Genomic DNA, 13,632 nt, shown 5'->3' on the forward strand with positions numbered 1-13,632 from the left:
GAGGCTTAATGCCGCCTTCTTTTGGATTCACTATTTATTCTTTGTTTCTTTAAACTCATTAAAGTCTGCTTTACGGATCATGGCATGAATACCTTTGGTACGATCAACTACTTGGGATACCTCAAAATCTGTAGCGGCACTTAAATAAGCATATGCAATTTCTTCTGAAATACCATATTCATCAACCAAAAAGCGAATCGCTTCACGTGTTGATTTACGCATTGCTTCGTCCAAATCTTCGTCTAAACCAGGCGTAATCCAAAACTCCGCATTCTCTGCTAGAGGTTGTCTAATGGTTTTACCAGGTACTTTATCCTTGCCCGCTTTTAACAATGTAATTTTAAACGTTGCCCGCGCTGATCCCTCAAGAGCAGTCAAGGAAACTTCACCATCTCCTTGAACAAAATGACTATCACCTGTATAGAACAGTGCGCCTGGCACTTGTACAGGATAGTACACCGTTGCCCCAGCACTTAACTCATTAATATCAATGTTTCCTCCATAAAATGATGGGGGTACTGAATGCACAGGTTCGCTTGTATTTGCAGCCACCCCCATAGTCCCCATAAATGGGTTTAAAGGAAAGCGGATTGATGGACCTGTATCAGTTTTTAAAACACCTTCCCAAACTCCATTTTTATTTTTTTCAATTGGTGTAAAGATAGAAACATTACCGTATGCATCTGGATTATTTGCTGAAGCTCCGTCCATCTTTCTACGCTTTGGAAACTCAGGTAATGTACCCTTTCCATGTCTATTTGAAATCACACCATAAGGAACTCGTGGTTCAACTTTTAAGATTTCAACTTTTAAGATATCCCCAGGCATGGCACCATCAATTGCAATTGGACCTGTGATGATGTGTGGACCATCTTTATGAAAATCATGCTTTAAATTGGAGCGCGTAATTAATTTTGCTTCATCTAGAACATTTTCAGATTCAACCCCATGCGATGAAAAATACTTTTCAGCATCTCTCCCCTGATCTTCAAGCAATCCTTCATGTGAAACAGTATCAAAGGTCACTGTACTTTCCGATGGAACTGTTAATACAGGTTTAGCATTCTTATTTGGTAAATAGCCCCATGTAATTGTTTTTAATGTACTTGGAACATAATAATTCCCTTGATATTCACCTTTTTTTAATAACATTGGCTTATTTTCTAGTTGTTTTAAAACCTGAAAGTCATCAGCAAAAGTGAAAGATGAAAGTGCTAAAAGACCAGATGTGACAGCTATAGATAATGCTAAACGCGTTGACATATGTAAATTTCCCTAATTTAATTACATAACGCTAAAAGCAAATTTAATGCCATTTTAAGTTATTATTCACGTTTTAATAAAGTTATACCTAGTCGCTCTATTAGTCAGCTTCTTAATACAATACTGGGTATGCATTTATAAAATATTTAAATAACATTATCTTTTTTTTAAACGAGAATCCATCACAAGCCTTGGCTATACATCCCCTCTCGACAATTTATAAAGAGGAAATTTCTCTCACCTCTTCGACCAGCATTAACTCACACGCCCCATTCCCTGTGTCTGTCCGACTCAGTGAACTGCGCCACGTCCAACCATCAGCCGATTTAACTTCAACCAGTTGCCCTTTTAAATAAACCATGTCGTCTACATCAATATCTGCAAGTTTTTGTGCAACAACTTTATTGGCTGGGATCAAATGCGTATTGGCACTACTCGAGGCAATATCATTTACTGGAATGGGTGGATTGTTCTCATAACGCCAATAATACCAACGATTACTTTGTGTAATAGATAGTTGCTTGTAGACTTCAGGCTTCGCCATCTCGTTCCAACCCAAAGCAAAATCCACAGGACTTAACTCTGCTTCACGACCCATCCTATAGTTTTCACGCGCCAACACACGAAACTCTCCCGCATATGGCTCTAAGGAAGTAATCGTGTAGCCTTCAACCTGCTGTACATTTTCAGTCGGCGAATATAACTCTAAACTTCCGCTTCCTTGCTCAGGTTTAAGCCAATATGTCCACAGCGCAAATGCCACAGCCAAAATAAGCAGCAGCTTAAAATAACCATTCATTCCTTTATCCTTATATTTTTATAGCCATACAGCGTTCAACTCCCCCAACAGTCATGAATCACAATATTTGACATCTTGTGCCATTGGAGTGAAATCTCATAATGCTAAACTGCGACGCATTAGTACTTTGACGTGCACCAATTTTAAGACCCTGTCCTTAAATATAAAAGCGCCAAGTCAATCTAAATCGACTCGTACAACTGGAAAAACGGAATACTCTCATGGCGAATAAATTTGAATTCAACATTCGTGTCTATATTGAAGATACTGATGCAGGTGGCATTGTTTACCACGCCAATCATATTCGCTTTATGGAGCGTACCCGTACCGAGTGGTTACGAGCTTCTGGTGTAGATCATTACTGGCATCAAAAAGACTATAACTTCGTTGTACACAAAATTAATGTGAAATATTCACGTCCAATTTTAATGGATGATTTAATTACTGTTACAGCAAGTGTTGTTTCGTGTAAGGCTACGTCATTTGTGTTGCAACAAAATATTTATCGTGGTGAAATCATGCTTGCATCTGGTGAGGTCGAATTGGCATGTATCAGTTCAGAAATGAAACCACGTCGACTTCCCGATGAAATCCGCGAACTGATTCTAAAAGAATTAGGACAAGACTAAAAAAATTATTGGCACATGTAGTAACTATGGCAACTCAACTCGAATCATCTCTTCAAGTTTCAGATCTAATATTACAAGCAAGCCCAGTCGTACAACTGGTAATGCTGGCTTTACTTTTGGCCTCGCTGTTTAGCTGGTATCTGATTGCCAAGTTACACATGAGTTATAAAAAAGCACAGGCAGACGATGACCATTTCCAAAAAATTTTTTGGTCGGGTGCTGAACTGAATACGCTGTATAACAATGCGCAACTTAACTCCAAACGTGTCGGCCTTGAGGATATTTTTTATCAAGGTTTAGGCGAGTTTTTAAAACTAAAAAAACGCAATGCTGCTCCAGCTCAAACCATTGAAGGCACAGAACGTATTTTACGCGTCGGTCTAAGTCGTGACCAAAGCCAACTTGAACAAGGCTTAGGTGCTTTGGCCAGCATTGGTTCTGTTGCCCCGTATGTTGGCTTATTTGGTACCGTTTGGGGCATCATGAATGCATTCATCGGTTTAGCAGACGTAGATCAAGTCACCCTTGCAACGGTTGCACCCGGTATTGCTGAAGCCCTCATTGCTACAGCGATTGGTTTATTTGCAGCGATTCCGGCAGTATTGGCATTTAACCATTACACCGGAAAAGGCGAAACGGTTTACTCCGATCGTGCTTTATTTGCAGAAGAAATGGTTGCGTTATTACAACGTCAGTCTTTGGGTGAAACTAAGGAACATGACTAATGGCAATTCAACGTTCAGGGCGCTTCGAGCGCATTAAAAAACCACTAAAAAGTGAGATGAACGTCGTCCCATATATTGACGTCATGCTCGTATTATTAGTGATTTTTATGGTCACCGCACCCATGATTACGAGCGGCATCAATGTCGATCTTCCTCAGGCCAATGGCAACCCCATTGAATCAAAAGATGCACCTGCAATGGTCAGCTTAGATAAAGAAGGTCGCTATTTCCTTAAATATAAAACGCATAGTTCAGCTGAACCTTTGGCTTTATCTGAATTGACCTCTATTTTAAGTGAAGCACAGCAACAAGCTCAGGCTGAAAATAAAACTTTAACCGTTGTTGTGGAAGGTGAACAGTCACGATCTTATGGCGAAGTTATGTCACTCATGAACAGCCTACAAGAAGCGGGTCTCAGCCAAGTTGGATTACTCACAGAGCCATTAAAGTAATTTATGAAAGATTTTAAAAAGCCACCTTTTAAACAAAAAGCCATCGCGCTTGGATTTACCGTTGGTGTCCATGTGATTGCTGTTGTTGGCTTACTTTATCTTGGTATGAGTAAACCACCAGAACCACCGAAGCAAATTAGAACTGTGCTCATCAAACCTGAGGACTTAAAGCCTGTTACGCTTGAAGAAACAGAGTTTACGGAAACAGCACATGAAAATGTAGCCAAAGAAATCACACAAACTGCTCCGCCCGCTGTAGAGCCTGCACCTGTTATCCCAACCGCGCCACCTATAACACCCGTTGTGCCAAAGGTCGACACTCAAAAAGCAGCAGCGGATGCTAAAGCTGCTGAAGCGGCAGCGCGTAAAGCTGAACTACAGCAGCAGATTCAGGCACGCGCAAAGGCTGAAGCTGAAAAACTACAAGCTCAGCAAGAACGTACTGCTGCCCGTGCAGCAGAGCAAGCTAAAAATGCTGAGAAAGCCAAAGCAGATGCAGCGGCGAAAGCCGAAGCAGACGCCAAACGCCGAGCAAACTTAGAAGCATTGAAAAAAGCAGAGGCAGTACAAAAAGCGAAGCTAGAGGCACAAAAGAAAGCGGATCTCGCTAAAAAGCAGAAGCAAGACGCTGATACAAAGGCTAAAGCAGATGCCGATAAAGCCAAGGCTGCCGCTGATGCAAAACGTAAAGCCGATGCGGACAAAGCGAAAGCCGCCGCTGATGCGAAAGCTAAAGCAGATGCCGATAAAGCCAAGGCAAATGCCGATGCTAAAGCTAAAGCAGATGCTGCGAAGACCAAAGCTGATGCTGATAAAGCTAAGGCAAATGCTGATGCAAAAGCCAAAGCAGATGCAGATAAAGCCAAGGCTGCCGCTGATGCAAAACGTAAAGCCGATGCTGAAGCGAAAGAGCGTGCGGCTGAAGAAGCACGTGCTTCATCTGCAAAACAAGCTGCCGAAGAAGCCGCGCAAAAGAAAGCTGAAACAAAGCAAATTGCTTCAACGGCTAAGCGCGACTTTGAAAATAAAATTAAGCGTGCTTGGGATACCCCAGCAGGTTCAACGGGTAAAACCGCGACTGCACGTGTCACGCTTTCAGAGAGTGGCGCTGTACGTTCTGTGATCGTGAGCTCCAGTGACCCTGACATGAAAGCCAGCGTTGAAGCAGCTGTTCGTTCTGCGGCACCCTATCCAATGCCTTCAGATCCAGAAGCACGCCGGCAAGCACAAAGCTTTACCTCATCCTTTACTGCGAAATAACTCAAATCCCTCTGAACAGTCAGGGGGATTTTTCCAGCTATATTCACAGTATTTTTAAGTACTCAAATGACTTATTTTAAATACGTTTAATCTGTTTTAGCTTTCAATAACAACCATTACAACATTTTTAATTTCAGTCGATATTTCACTCAATACAAGCAAATCGCCACTCCCCCGTTATCACACAGATCTACCTACGCGTTTTTGCATTTACGCTTCAACGACTTAATTCTTACTCATTTTTCACAGTGTTATAACAGATCAGTCATAATTTCATGCTTTTAATATTAGAAAATCATGCCATTATGTAGAACAATTAAACCCACAATAAAAGCCGTTTGTTTGAGTAAATAACGAATGATGGAAATGACGCGTAAACACCTTCTTAGCCTAGCCATTTTAACTGCTTTCAGCCCAGTCTTAGTGACTCAAGTGCATGCTCAGCTTCATTTAGAAATTGCAAAAGCACCTGAAGAAGCGCCTAAAATTGCAATCGTACCTTTTAGCAATGACAGTAGCCTCTATCCTATTATTGAAACAGATTTAAACCGCTCAGGGAAATTTACCAGCGCTTCAAAAAATTTACCTGCAACAGCCAGCATGAATAATCCGAACGCAGCCAACTGGCAAGCAGCTGGTGTTCCATATGTCGTTACAGGAACAGTAAAAACCACTGAAAATGGTAGCTACGAGGTTCATTACCAACTGTATGATGTCCAAAAACAACAATATCTTTTAAATGAATTATTAACTGTTCCAGCATCACGCGTTCGTTCTGCTGCACACATGATTAGTGATGCTATTTATCAAGCATTAACTGGTATTCCTGGGGACTTTAGCGGTCGTATTGCTTATGTGCTACGCAATCCAGCTACACCGGAACAACGCTATACACTACAAATCGCGGATACTGATGGTGAGCAACCACGTACAATTTTAACCTCACGCGACCCCATTCTATCGCCTGCTTGGACACCAGATGCCAAGAAAATTGCTTATGTTTCATTTGAAACCAAACGCCCTGCAATTTATGTCCAAGACCTTTCCACAGGTGCGCGTGAAAAGCTTGCTAGCTTCCGTGGTCTAAATGGTGCGCCAAGCTTCTCACCAGATGGGAAAAGTATGTTGTTCACCGCTTCTATGCATGGCAACCCAGAAATTTACCAAATGAACTTGGAAACCCGTCAACTGCAACGTATGACCAATGACAGTGCCATTGATACTGAAGCGCGTTATGCACCAGATGGTAAGTCATTTATCTTTACTTCTGACCGTGGCGGTTCTGCACAAATCTACCGTTATGACTTGGCAAATAGCAGCTATAACCGCCTGACCTTCCGTGGCGCGTTCAATGCACGTGGTACGCTCAGTGCCGATGGCAAAAAACTAGCACTGGTCCACCGTCCAAGCGGCAGTAACTATAAAGTCGCTATTCAAGATTTAAACTCAAGTGTCACCAATATTTTAACGCCAACCAGTTTGGATGAGTCACCAAGTTTTTCGCCAAATGGGCAGATGGTGGTCTATGCAACGCGTGAAGGTTCACGTGGTTTGTTGTCGATCATGTCACTGGATGGCCGTTTCCGTATGAATTTACCAAGTGAACAAGGTGAAGTCCGTGAACCTGCTTGGGCACCCAAATAACTTTTTTAATGACTAGTCATTTAATAATCATCAATTTTCATGGAGATGAAGAATGAAATCGATCAAACTTTTAGCCCTTCCAATCTTAGCGACTGCTCTTGTAGTTACAGGTTGTGCGAGCCGTAAACCTGCTGCAACAATTGAAGCAGGCCAAAACCCAAATGGTTCAACCACAGTCAATACTCAAGGTCTAAGTGAAGATGCTGCTTTAAATGCGCAAAATCTTGCAGGTGCATCAGCAAAAGGCGTGACTGAAGCAAACAAAGCATTTTTAGCAAAACGCGTTGTGCATTTTGACTACGACAGTAGCGACCTCAGCAATGATGATTACCAAACGCTACAAGCTCATGCGCAGTTCTTAATGGCAAATGCAAATTCGCGTGTGGCGTTAACAGGTCATACTGATGAGCGCGGTACACGTGAATACAATATGGCATTGGGTGAACGCCGTGCCAAAGCGGTTGAAAGTTTCTTAATCACCACAGGTGTGAGTCCAAACCAACTTGAAGCAGTTAGTTACGGTAAAGAAATGCCAATCAATGCAGGCCATGACGATAATGCATGGAAAGAAAACCGCCGCGTAGAAATTAACTACGAAGCAGTTCCACCACTTTTAAAATAATGCTGGTATCACAACTGAAATAAAAAAAGCGCTCCTTTCAATGAGCGCTTTTTTATGACTTAAACTTGTTCAGGCTTAGGATTTTCATCAGATTCTTCAGCATGTTGCATAGATTCAATCATGTCATGTTTATTGAACTTTTTATACTCAGCCTTTGCTTCGTAGTCTTGCCACGCTTTTTTCACACTATCGTCTGAAATATCATCTAAGTTAATCCCTTCGCTCGGCGTTGGAGTCGCATCAAATTTTTGCGTTGTCATTGTTGTGCTCCTATTTTTACCTGATATTCCTTCCATCAACATAGCACTTTCCACAAGACTTGCAAGGGTAAAATCGCAGCAAATAGTCGAGTTTAATTGTTCTTTTGTCTCGTTCTCGACTAAAATATAGCGCAATGTTGATTTTGTTACGTATTCAAGTTTTAGTGGAGTCCTCCCCCTTATGTCATATCTCAATCTGTCCCAATTTTTAGAACAACAAACGGGAAATCTTACGCCTGAATTGGCACAAGTGATTAGCACCATTGCTGCTACTTGCCAAACCATCGATCAAGCTTTACAAAAAGGTGCTTTAGCTGGTGTCTTAGGTAGCGCGCAGCATGAAAACGTGCAAGGCGAAGAACAGAAAAAACTGGATGTGATTTCAAATGATTATTTGATTGATGCTCTAAAAGTCCACCCACAAGTTGGTGGCTTAGCGTCTGAAGAATTGGATGAATTCACGCCAGCTCAAGAAAATGGCAAATATTTAGTTTTATTTGACCCACTTGATGGTTCAAGCAACATCGACATCAATATGTGTGTGGGTACTATTTTCTCAATCTTGCCTGCAAAAAATGCAGTGACACAAGCTGAAGACTTTATGCAAGCAGGCAACCAGCAAGTTGCTGCGGGTTATGTACTTTATGGCCCATCAACCATGTTGGCATTAACAGTCGGCGCTGGCACAGTATTCTTTACCTTTGACCCAGAAACTCAACAATTCTTGCTCACCTCTGAAAATATTCAAGTGGCAGCAGATACCAAAGAATATGCTATTAACTCTTCAAACCAACGCCACTGGGAAAACCCTGTAAAACGTTATATTGAAGAACTTCTCGCAGGTAAAACAGGTCCGCGTGAGAAAGACTTCAATATGCGTTGGGTTGCATGTATGGTGGGCGACATTCACCGCATTCTTTGCCGTAGCGGGATTTTCATGTATCCATACGACCTCAAAGATCCGAAAAAAGCAGGTCGCCTACGTTTAATGTATGAAGCAAACCCTATGAGTATGCTAATTGAACAAGCTGGCGGTGCATCTACAACGGGTCGCGTTCGTATTTTAGACATCCAACCAACTGACCTACACCAACGTGTCCCTGTGATTATTGGTTCTAAAAACGAAGTCGATTTAGTGACTGGCTACCACAACTAATTTTTTAAATGCGCATAGCCATCTGACGCGTTATGCGCATGAGTCTCCTCCATGTCGATTATTTTCCTTGAATCAAAAGACAACCCAAAGATTAAACATCTCCGCGGTTTAATAGAGCAAAGTAGCTACCGTAAAAAGCAAGGTCAAACTGTGCTTGAAGGGACACACTTAGGCTTAGCTTGGGTTGAAAAAAAGAAGAAACTCAATTCTATTTTCACCACTGAAAATGCACTCGAACACCCTGATATTTGCGATATTCTAGATGAATATGAGGGTGCTGTTTTTGTCATTGCTGAAAGCCTATATCGTGACCTAAGCACACTAGGAACCACTTTGCCCTTCTTGGCAGTTGTAGACTTACCAAGTTCAAGCCAAAGTGTAGACTTTAGCTTGGATACCTTGATTTTGGAAAACATTCAAGATCCAGGCAATGTAGGTACACTACTGCGCTCTGCTGCTGCAGCGGGTATTAAGCAAGTTATTTGTACCAAAGGTTCTGCTGCACTCTGGTCACCACGTGTATTACGCGCAGGCATGGGTGCACACTTCTCACTCAACACCTATGAAAACGTTGCCATCGAAGATGTACTCGAACGCTTTGAAATTCCAGTGTATGTGACCAGCTCACATCAGGCTGAAAGTTTATATCAAAAAGATTTAACACAAGCTTGTGTCTGGATCTTAGGCAATGAAGGCCAAGGCGTTTCTGACTTTGCTTTGGCACATGCTCAAGCACTGAGCATACCGCAGCCCGGTGGCCAAGAATCTCTCAATGTCGCTATTGCGGGTTCTATCTGCTTTTTTGAAATGGTACGACAACGACTTTAAAATCGTTAAGTTATATTAACTAAAGTCGGCTCAGCAGAAAAAATAGATTACACTAGAAAAAATAATTACTTGTGTTGTCAACCAAACCATTATTTCCAACGTTATAGGCACATGATCGAGGAAATAATGGTGGGTATCCGATGACAGGATTTTCCATCTCTATGGATTTAGCACCCAAACAGTCTAAAACGCAAGATTCTAGTACTCTTAAGAGTACCGCCGAGTCTCGCCTAAAAAACTTCATGCAGGAAGTGACTGGTCGTGCGTTAGTAATGATGGAAAGTGCCACCCAAAACCAGCAAGGTATCGCCATGGATTTGGTGCAAGAAGCTTTTATTTCATTACACAAATCTTATTCCGATCGATCTACAGAAGAATGGTATCCCCTGTTCTATACCATTTTAACCAATAAATTACAGGATTGGCGTCGTAAAGAAGCACGTCGAGCACAACCGTTTTCTTTCTTTAAAAAAGTCAGTCTTGATGATGACGATTTTGAAGTCAATGAGGTGGTCGATGAAAGAGCGCTGAATCCTTCAGACTTTTTAAGTCAAGCTGTCACTGCGGATGAAATTCAAGAAGCTATTGCTGATCTTCCTGTTCGTCAGCAGCAAGCATTTATGTTACGTGCATGGGAAGGTTTTGATACTGCAACCACTGCGCAAATCATGAATTGCTCTGAAGGCAGCGTTAAAACTCATTACTACCGTGCGATTCAAGGCTTACGCAACGCTCTCGCACATTTGAATCCACATCTAGGAGGATCATCCGAATGAAAGATGATTTCTTAAAGCAAGTAACCTCCAAACTTGATGGGCTCGCGCAACACCACAAAAACAAACCCGTGGTGATGCAACATGTTCTTGATGACATTCAAGATCAAAAGTCCTCACGTTATGGCCTTTGGAAAATGTCTGGTTTTGCTTTAGCTGCGGCTATTGCTGGCTTTGTCGTACTTCCGAACTCTATAACCCTTGATGAAAAGCCACATAACCAAGTGGTTTCAACTCCTAAACTTTCACCTCAAATGGTTGAAGATTTAGAAATGTTATTGGTTTTAGGTGAGGACACTGTTCCACATGGCAGCTAAACGTGTCGCTTTCGCACTTTGCACGCTAGGTTTTTTACAAACCAGTTTTGCAGGTTTTGATCGTTTTTGGATTTTTTCTAAAGATGCAGATACCCAAGTGTCTGAAACATGGGAATCGTTGTCTGAAGAAGAACAGCGTGCGTTGATTCAACGTTACCAGTCACTAAAAGAACTGCCCGATGCGCAAAGTGCAGCCCTGCAACAACGTATGGACTGGTTTACTCAGTTACCTGAGCAAGAAAAGCAAAAAATGCGTGACACTTGGCAACAGATGAGCACCCAAGAACGACGTGATTTACGTGTACGCATGCAAAAAGCAGATGCAGATGAACGCGTGAATATTCGTAATGAATATATCAATAAATATATCCATAACAACACTGCTACACATTAAGATGCCTAGCCGAATATAAATACTATAGAAACGCTAATAAAAAATGCCTCATGTGAGGCATTTTTTTATGCTTACATTTATATTTTTCGTCGTTGTCTAAACCACGCAAATGACAACAATCCAAGCACCCCAAGACCACCCATTGAGCCACCACCACCGCCACTCGCTTCCGTATTGGTATTTTTAGCAGTGTTCGTAAAATACATCATCGCAGATTTAGACTCTTCAGCCTCTGCATCATAGATCACATATTCAATTTCATAAGGGAATGGACTGAAATTATTGCGGACTTCAACTTCAATATTCCCACCATAACATACATATTTTTCATATTCCCCCGGACAAGAACCTGTACGTTCTGGCTTAATATTAATGCCTGCATCCTGACGTACTATACGAATAGCAAGGTCCTTTCCATTCGCATCACGGTGAAATGCTGGACGCTGATGTTCTGCCGCGACTGTACTAATTGGCCCATCACCATCATCACTATCATTTGCCAGTGGATTTACATTGAGTTTTAAAGTTCCACCATAATTCAGGGTGTATTCATCCGTTTTGGCAATCGGTTGTATATTGCTAAACTCCGCTTTTAAAATACCCGAAGATGTTGCCTGCGTAGCCTTACTCTTCACACTATATTGGCAATAGACATATTCTGTGCTGGTTGTAGGCTTACCATCGGTGCGGTAAATCATGATTTGTTTTAAATCATCCTTCCACTCACAGCGTAAAGTTGGGTCCGCTCTGAGTTTTGATGTATCAAGCACGCCATCTTTGGCGCTGAGAACACCTACACCTAATACCTGAGTTTCAGTAATGGTATAATTCTCAGTGTTCATTTCTTTTAAAGCCGACGTTCCATCAGCAGTGTTGACCACAGCCTCATCTTGCAAAACAAACTGGAAGGGATCGACATAAATCGCGCGATATTTTTGATGTAACTTTGTCGCAGTTAGAAGTTCCTTATAACGCTTTAACTCTTCATTAAACTCGACCAAAAAGTCTGGATTGGTGTTTTTATTGGCGATTAATTCTTCTAATTCCTTAATATTATTCTCATACGCCTGCAGACGTTCTGCCTGTGAGGTATTTTTCAAATCAGCAATATCCGCTGCTGCTAAACGACGCAACTCAACCGATCCAATATCACAACTATTAGCTTCCGCAGGTGCTAACATCAATGTTCCGTCGACAATACGGTCTAGACCACGCTGGTCACTATCATTACAGCTTAATTTACTGTTGGTATCGAGTAAATCAACTCCTCCACTATTCACTTTCGGGAAATACATCGGGCGGAATAAATTATATTTTGATGGCGAAGTTAAGGAACTGAGTAGACTTCCTATAGCCACATTTTTCACATCAATATTAGTATCTGTCGTACCATCGAGTATTCGTGCACTTGCTGCCAGTTCACACTGACTGGTCACCGTATCAAACGCATTGTAACCTGCTGTCACACCGGCATCATATTTGTCGGATAGTGTCTGAGAACCGACATAGCGGCATGATGTATTTCCATTATATGCAAGCACATTGTAATACAACGACTTCATACCAAAATCATCATAATCCAAAACGCTCGCTGCACTGTTTTCTACAATGGTGTTATTTGAAAATAAGAAACTACTTTCAAGACTCAGATTATGTTCTCGGGTATTGACGGCATAAATAATGCTTCCATTTGTCGAATTTGCTGTATTTTTTGCAATCGTATTATTCGCCATAGCAACTTTTGGATTACCACAAAAATCAAATGTATTCAGATTCGATACCTGACCATTTGAAATAATACTATTCGCTCTAAACTCTATATTCGTTTTTACATCCAACAGCCCTGCATAGCATTGCATTGCAAGAACACTACCCACAGTCGCTTGGTTGTCTTGCAATACACTATTATTTACAGTCACCTGATGCTCACCAGGACCAACGAGATAGAGTGCTCCACCTTTTTTATCGGACTTTGAGTTTAGAATTTGTACATTATTTAAGGTTAATGCTCCACCGACCAGTAAAGCACCGCCTTCATCTGCCGAATAACCATTTTCTAGAATGACATTCTCTAGCGTCAAACTGGTCTTAGTAATGGTATTAAATAAACGTGACTTTCCACCCGCATCAATCCGTGAAGTCAACTCACCTAGGGCAGGATACTTAAAAGTGATGGGATTTTTTTCACGATCTAAATATGGGCTTTTCCCAAAAACCACCACTTTAGACTCGGGAACAATTTCCTTATTCAGTTTATACGTCCCAGCTTCTAACTGAATATAATCGGTTTGACCTGAACCCGTATTCCCAGCACTACAGCCACCATAAGCCTTGTTTAAGCTGGCTGTTTTGATTGCCTCACGGAGTGAACATTGATTCATGTTTACATTATCTTCATCTTCAAATGTGTTGACATGAATTGTTCTATCTTCTGCAGCCATTAATGTCATAGCAGCTACCACCATGACACTCAATAATCCTTTTTTAAAGTGTTTCATGTTTGCCCTTTT

The 13,632-nt window shown here is 41.5% G+C and carries 15 protein-coding genes; 11 read left to right on the forward strand and 4 right to left on the reverse strand.

Going from position 1 to position 13,632, the window contains the following annotated elements; genetic code table 11:
* Positions 1-30: 30 nt before the first annotated feature.
* Positions 31-1,263, reverse strand: coding sequence for an acetamidase/formamidase family protein (locus JZ787_RS00805; protein ID WP_346311423.1), 1,233 nt, complete (start codon positions 1,261-1,263; stop codon positions 31-33).
* Positions 1,264-1,480: 217 nt separating this feature from the next.
* Positions 1,481-2,062 carry a hypothetical protein gene (locus JZ787_RS00810; RefSeq protein WP_279735607.1) on the reverse strand — a complete coding sequence of 194 codons (582 nt, stop codon included), beginning with the start codon at positions 2,060-2,062 and terminating at the stop codon, positions 1,481-1,483.
* Between the two features lie 221 nt (positions 2,063-2,283).
* Here JZ787_RS00810 and ybgC point away from each other — a divergent pair, with 221 nt between their 5' ends.
* The 6 genes from ybgC to pal all read left to right on the forward strand — a co-directional run bounded on the left by ybgC (position 2,284) and on the right by pal (position 7,394).
* Positions 2,284-2,691, forward strand: a complete 408-nt coding sequence (gene ybgC, locus JZ787_RS00815) for a tol-pal system-associated acyl-CoA thioesterase (protein WP_004693869.1) — start codon at positions 2,284-2,286, stop codon at positions 2,689-2,691.
* 26 nt (positions 2,692-2,717) lie between these two features.
* Positions 2,718-3,416 carry a protein TolQ gene (tolQ, locus tag JZ787_RS00820; RefSeq protein WP_004693871.1) on the forward strand — a complete coding sequence of 233 codons (699 nt, stop codon included), beginning with the start codon at positions 2,718-2,720 and terminating at the stop codon, positions 3,414-3,416.
* A complete protein-coding gene (gene tolR / locus JZ787_RS00825) occupies positions 3,416-3,868 on the forward strand; it encodes a protein TolR (RefSeq protein WP_004693872.1) in 453 nt (150 codons plus the stop codon). Before tolQ ends, tolR begins: the two co-directional genes overlap by 1 nt.
* Before the next feature lie 3 nt (positions 3,869-3,871).
* Entirely contained in the window at positions 3,872-5,128 is a 1,257-nt protein-coding gene (gene tolA, locus JZ787_RS00830; protein WP_346311424.1) for a cell envelope integrity protein TolA, read from the forward strand.
* A gap of 360 nt (positions 5,129-5,488) precedes the next feature.
* Positions 5,489-6,772, forward strand: a complete 1,284-nt coding sequence (gene tolB, locus JZ787_RS00835) for a Tol-Pal system beta propeller repeat protein TolB (protein WP_171522876.1) — start codon at positions 5,489-5,491, stop codon at positions 6,770-6,772.
* 52 nt (positions 6,773-6,824) lie between these two features.
* Entirely contained in the window at positions 6,825-7,394 is a 570-nt protein-coding gene (pal, locus tag JZ787_RS00840; RefSeq protein WP_346311425.1) for a peptidoglycan-associated lipoprotein Pal, read from the forward strand.
* A 59-nt stretch (positions 7,395-7,453) separates the two neighbouring features.
* Here pal and JZ787_RS00845 read toward each other — a convergent pair whose 3' ends face one another.
* On the reverse strand, positions 7,454-7,654 hold the full coding sequence (locus JZ787_RS00845) for an NF038105 family protein (RefSeq protein ID WP_004980614.1): 201 nt from the start codon (positions 7,652-7,654) through the stop codon (positions 7,454-7,456).
* A 181-nt stretch (positions 7,655-7,835) separates the two neighbouring features.
* Here JZ787_RS00845 and JZ787_RS00850 point away from each other — a divergent pair, with 181 nt between their 5' ends.
* From JZ787_RS00850 to JZ787_RS00870, 5 genes are all read left to right on the forward strand, one after another.
* Positions 7,836-8,810, forward strand: coding sequence for a class 1 fructose-bisphosphatase (locus tag JZ787_RS00850; RefSeq protein ID WP_004980616.1), 975 nt, complete (start codon positions 7,836-7,838; stop codon positions 8,808-8,810).
* A gap of 51 nt (positions 8,811-8,861) precedes the next feature.
* The gene (locus tag JZ787_RS00855) at positions 8,862-9,638 is read left to right on the forward strand and encodes an RNA methyltransferase (protein ID WP_004693884.1); all 777 of its coding nucleotides are present in this window, start codon (positions 8,862-8,864) and stop codon (positions 9,636-9,638) included.
* Between the two features lie 161 nt (positions 9,639-9,799).
* On the forward strand, positions 9,800-10,414 hold the full coding sequence (locus JZ787_RS00860) for an RNA polymerase sigma factor (RefSeq protein ID WP_346311679.1): 615 nt from the start codon (positions 9,800-9,802) through the stop codon (positions 10,412-10,414).
* The gene (locus JZ787_RS00865) at positions 10,411-10,728 is read left to right on the forward strand and encodes a hypothetical protein (RefSeq protein WP_010326405.1); all 318 of its coding nucleotides are present in this window, start codon (positions 10,411-10,413) and stop codon (positions 10,726-10,728) included. The genes JZ787_RS00860 and JZ787_RS00865 overlap by 4 nt, the downstream gene beginning before the upstream one ends.
* The gene (locus tag JZ787_RS00870; RefSeq protein WP_058869328.1) at positions 10,718-11,122 is read left to right on the forward strand and encodes a DUF3106 domain-containing protein; all 405 of its coding nucleotides are present in this window, start codon (positions 10,718-10,720) and stop codon (positions 11,120-11,122) included. Before JZ787_RS00865 ends, JZ787_RS00870 begins: the two co-directional genes overlap by 11 nt.
* Positions 11,123-11,199: 77 nt before the next feature.
* Here the strand turns inward: JZ787_RS00870 and JZ787_RS00875 are convergent, their stop codons facing one another.
* Complete coding sequence (locus JZ787_RS00875) at positions 11,200-13,620, reverse strand: CSLREA domain-containing protein (protein ID WP_346311426.1); 2,421 nt, start codon at positions 13,618-13,620, stop codon at positions 11,200-11,202.
* Between the last annotated feature and the right edge of the window lie 12 nt (positions 13,621-13,632).

Source organism: Acinetobacter sp. BWR-L5, assembly GCF_039655985.1.
GTDB classification, from domain to species: domain Bacteria; phylum Pseudomonadota; class Gammaproteobacteria; order Pseudomonadales; family Moraxellaceae; genus Acinetobacter; species Acinetobacter johnsonii.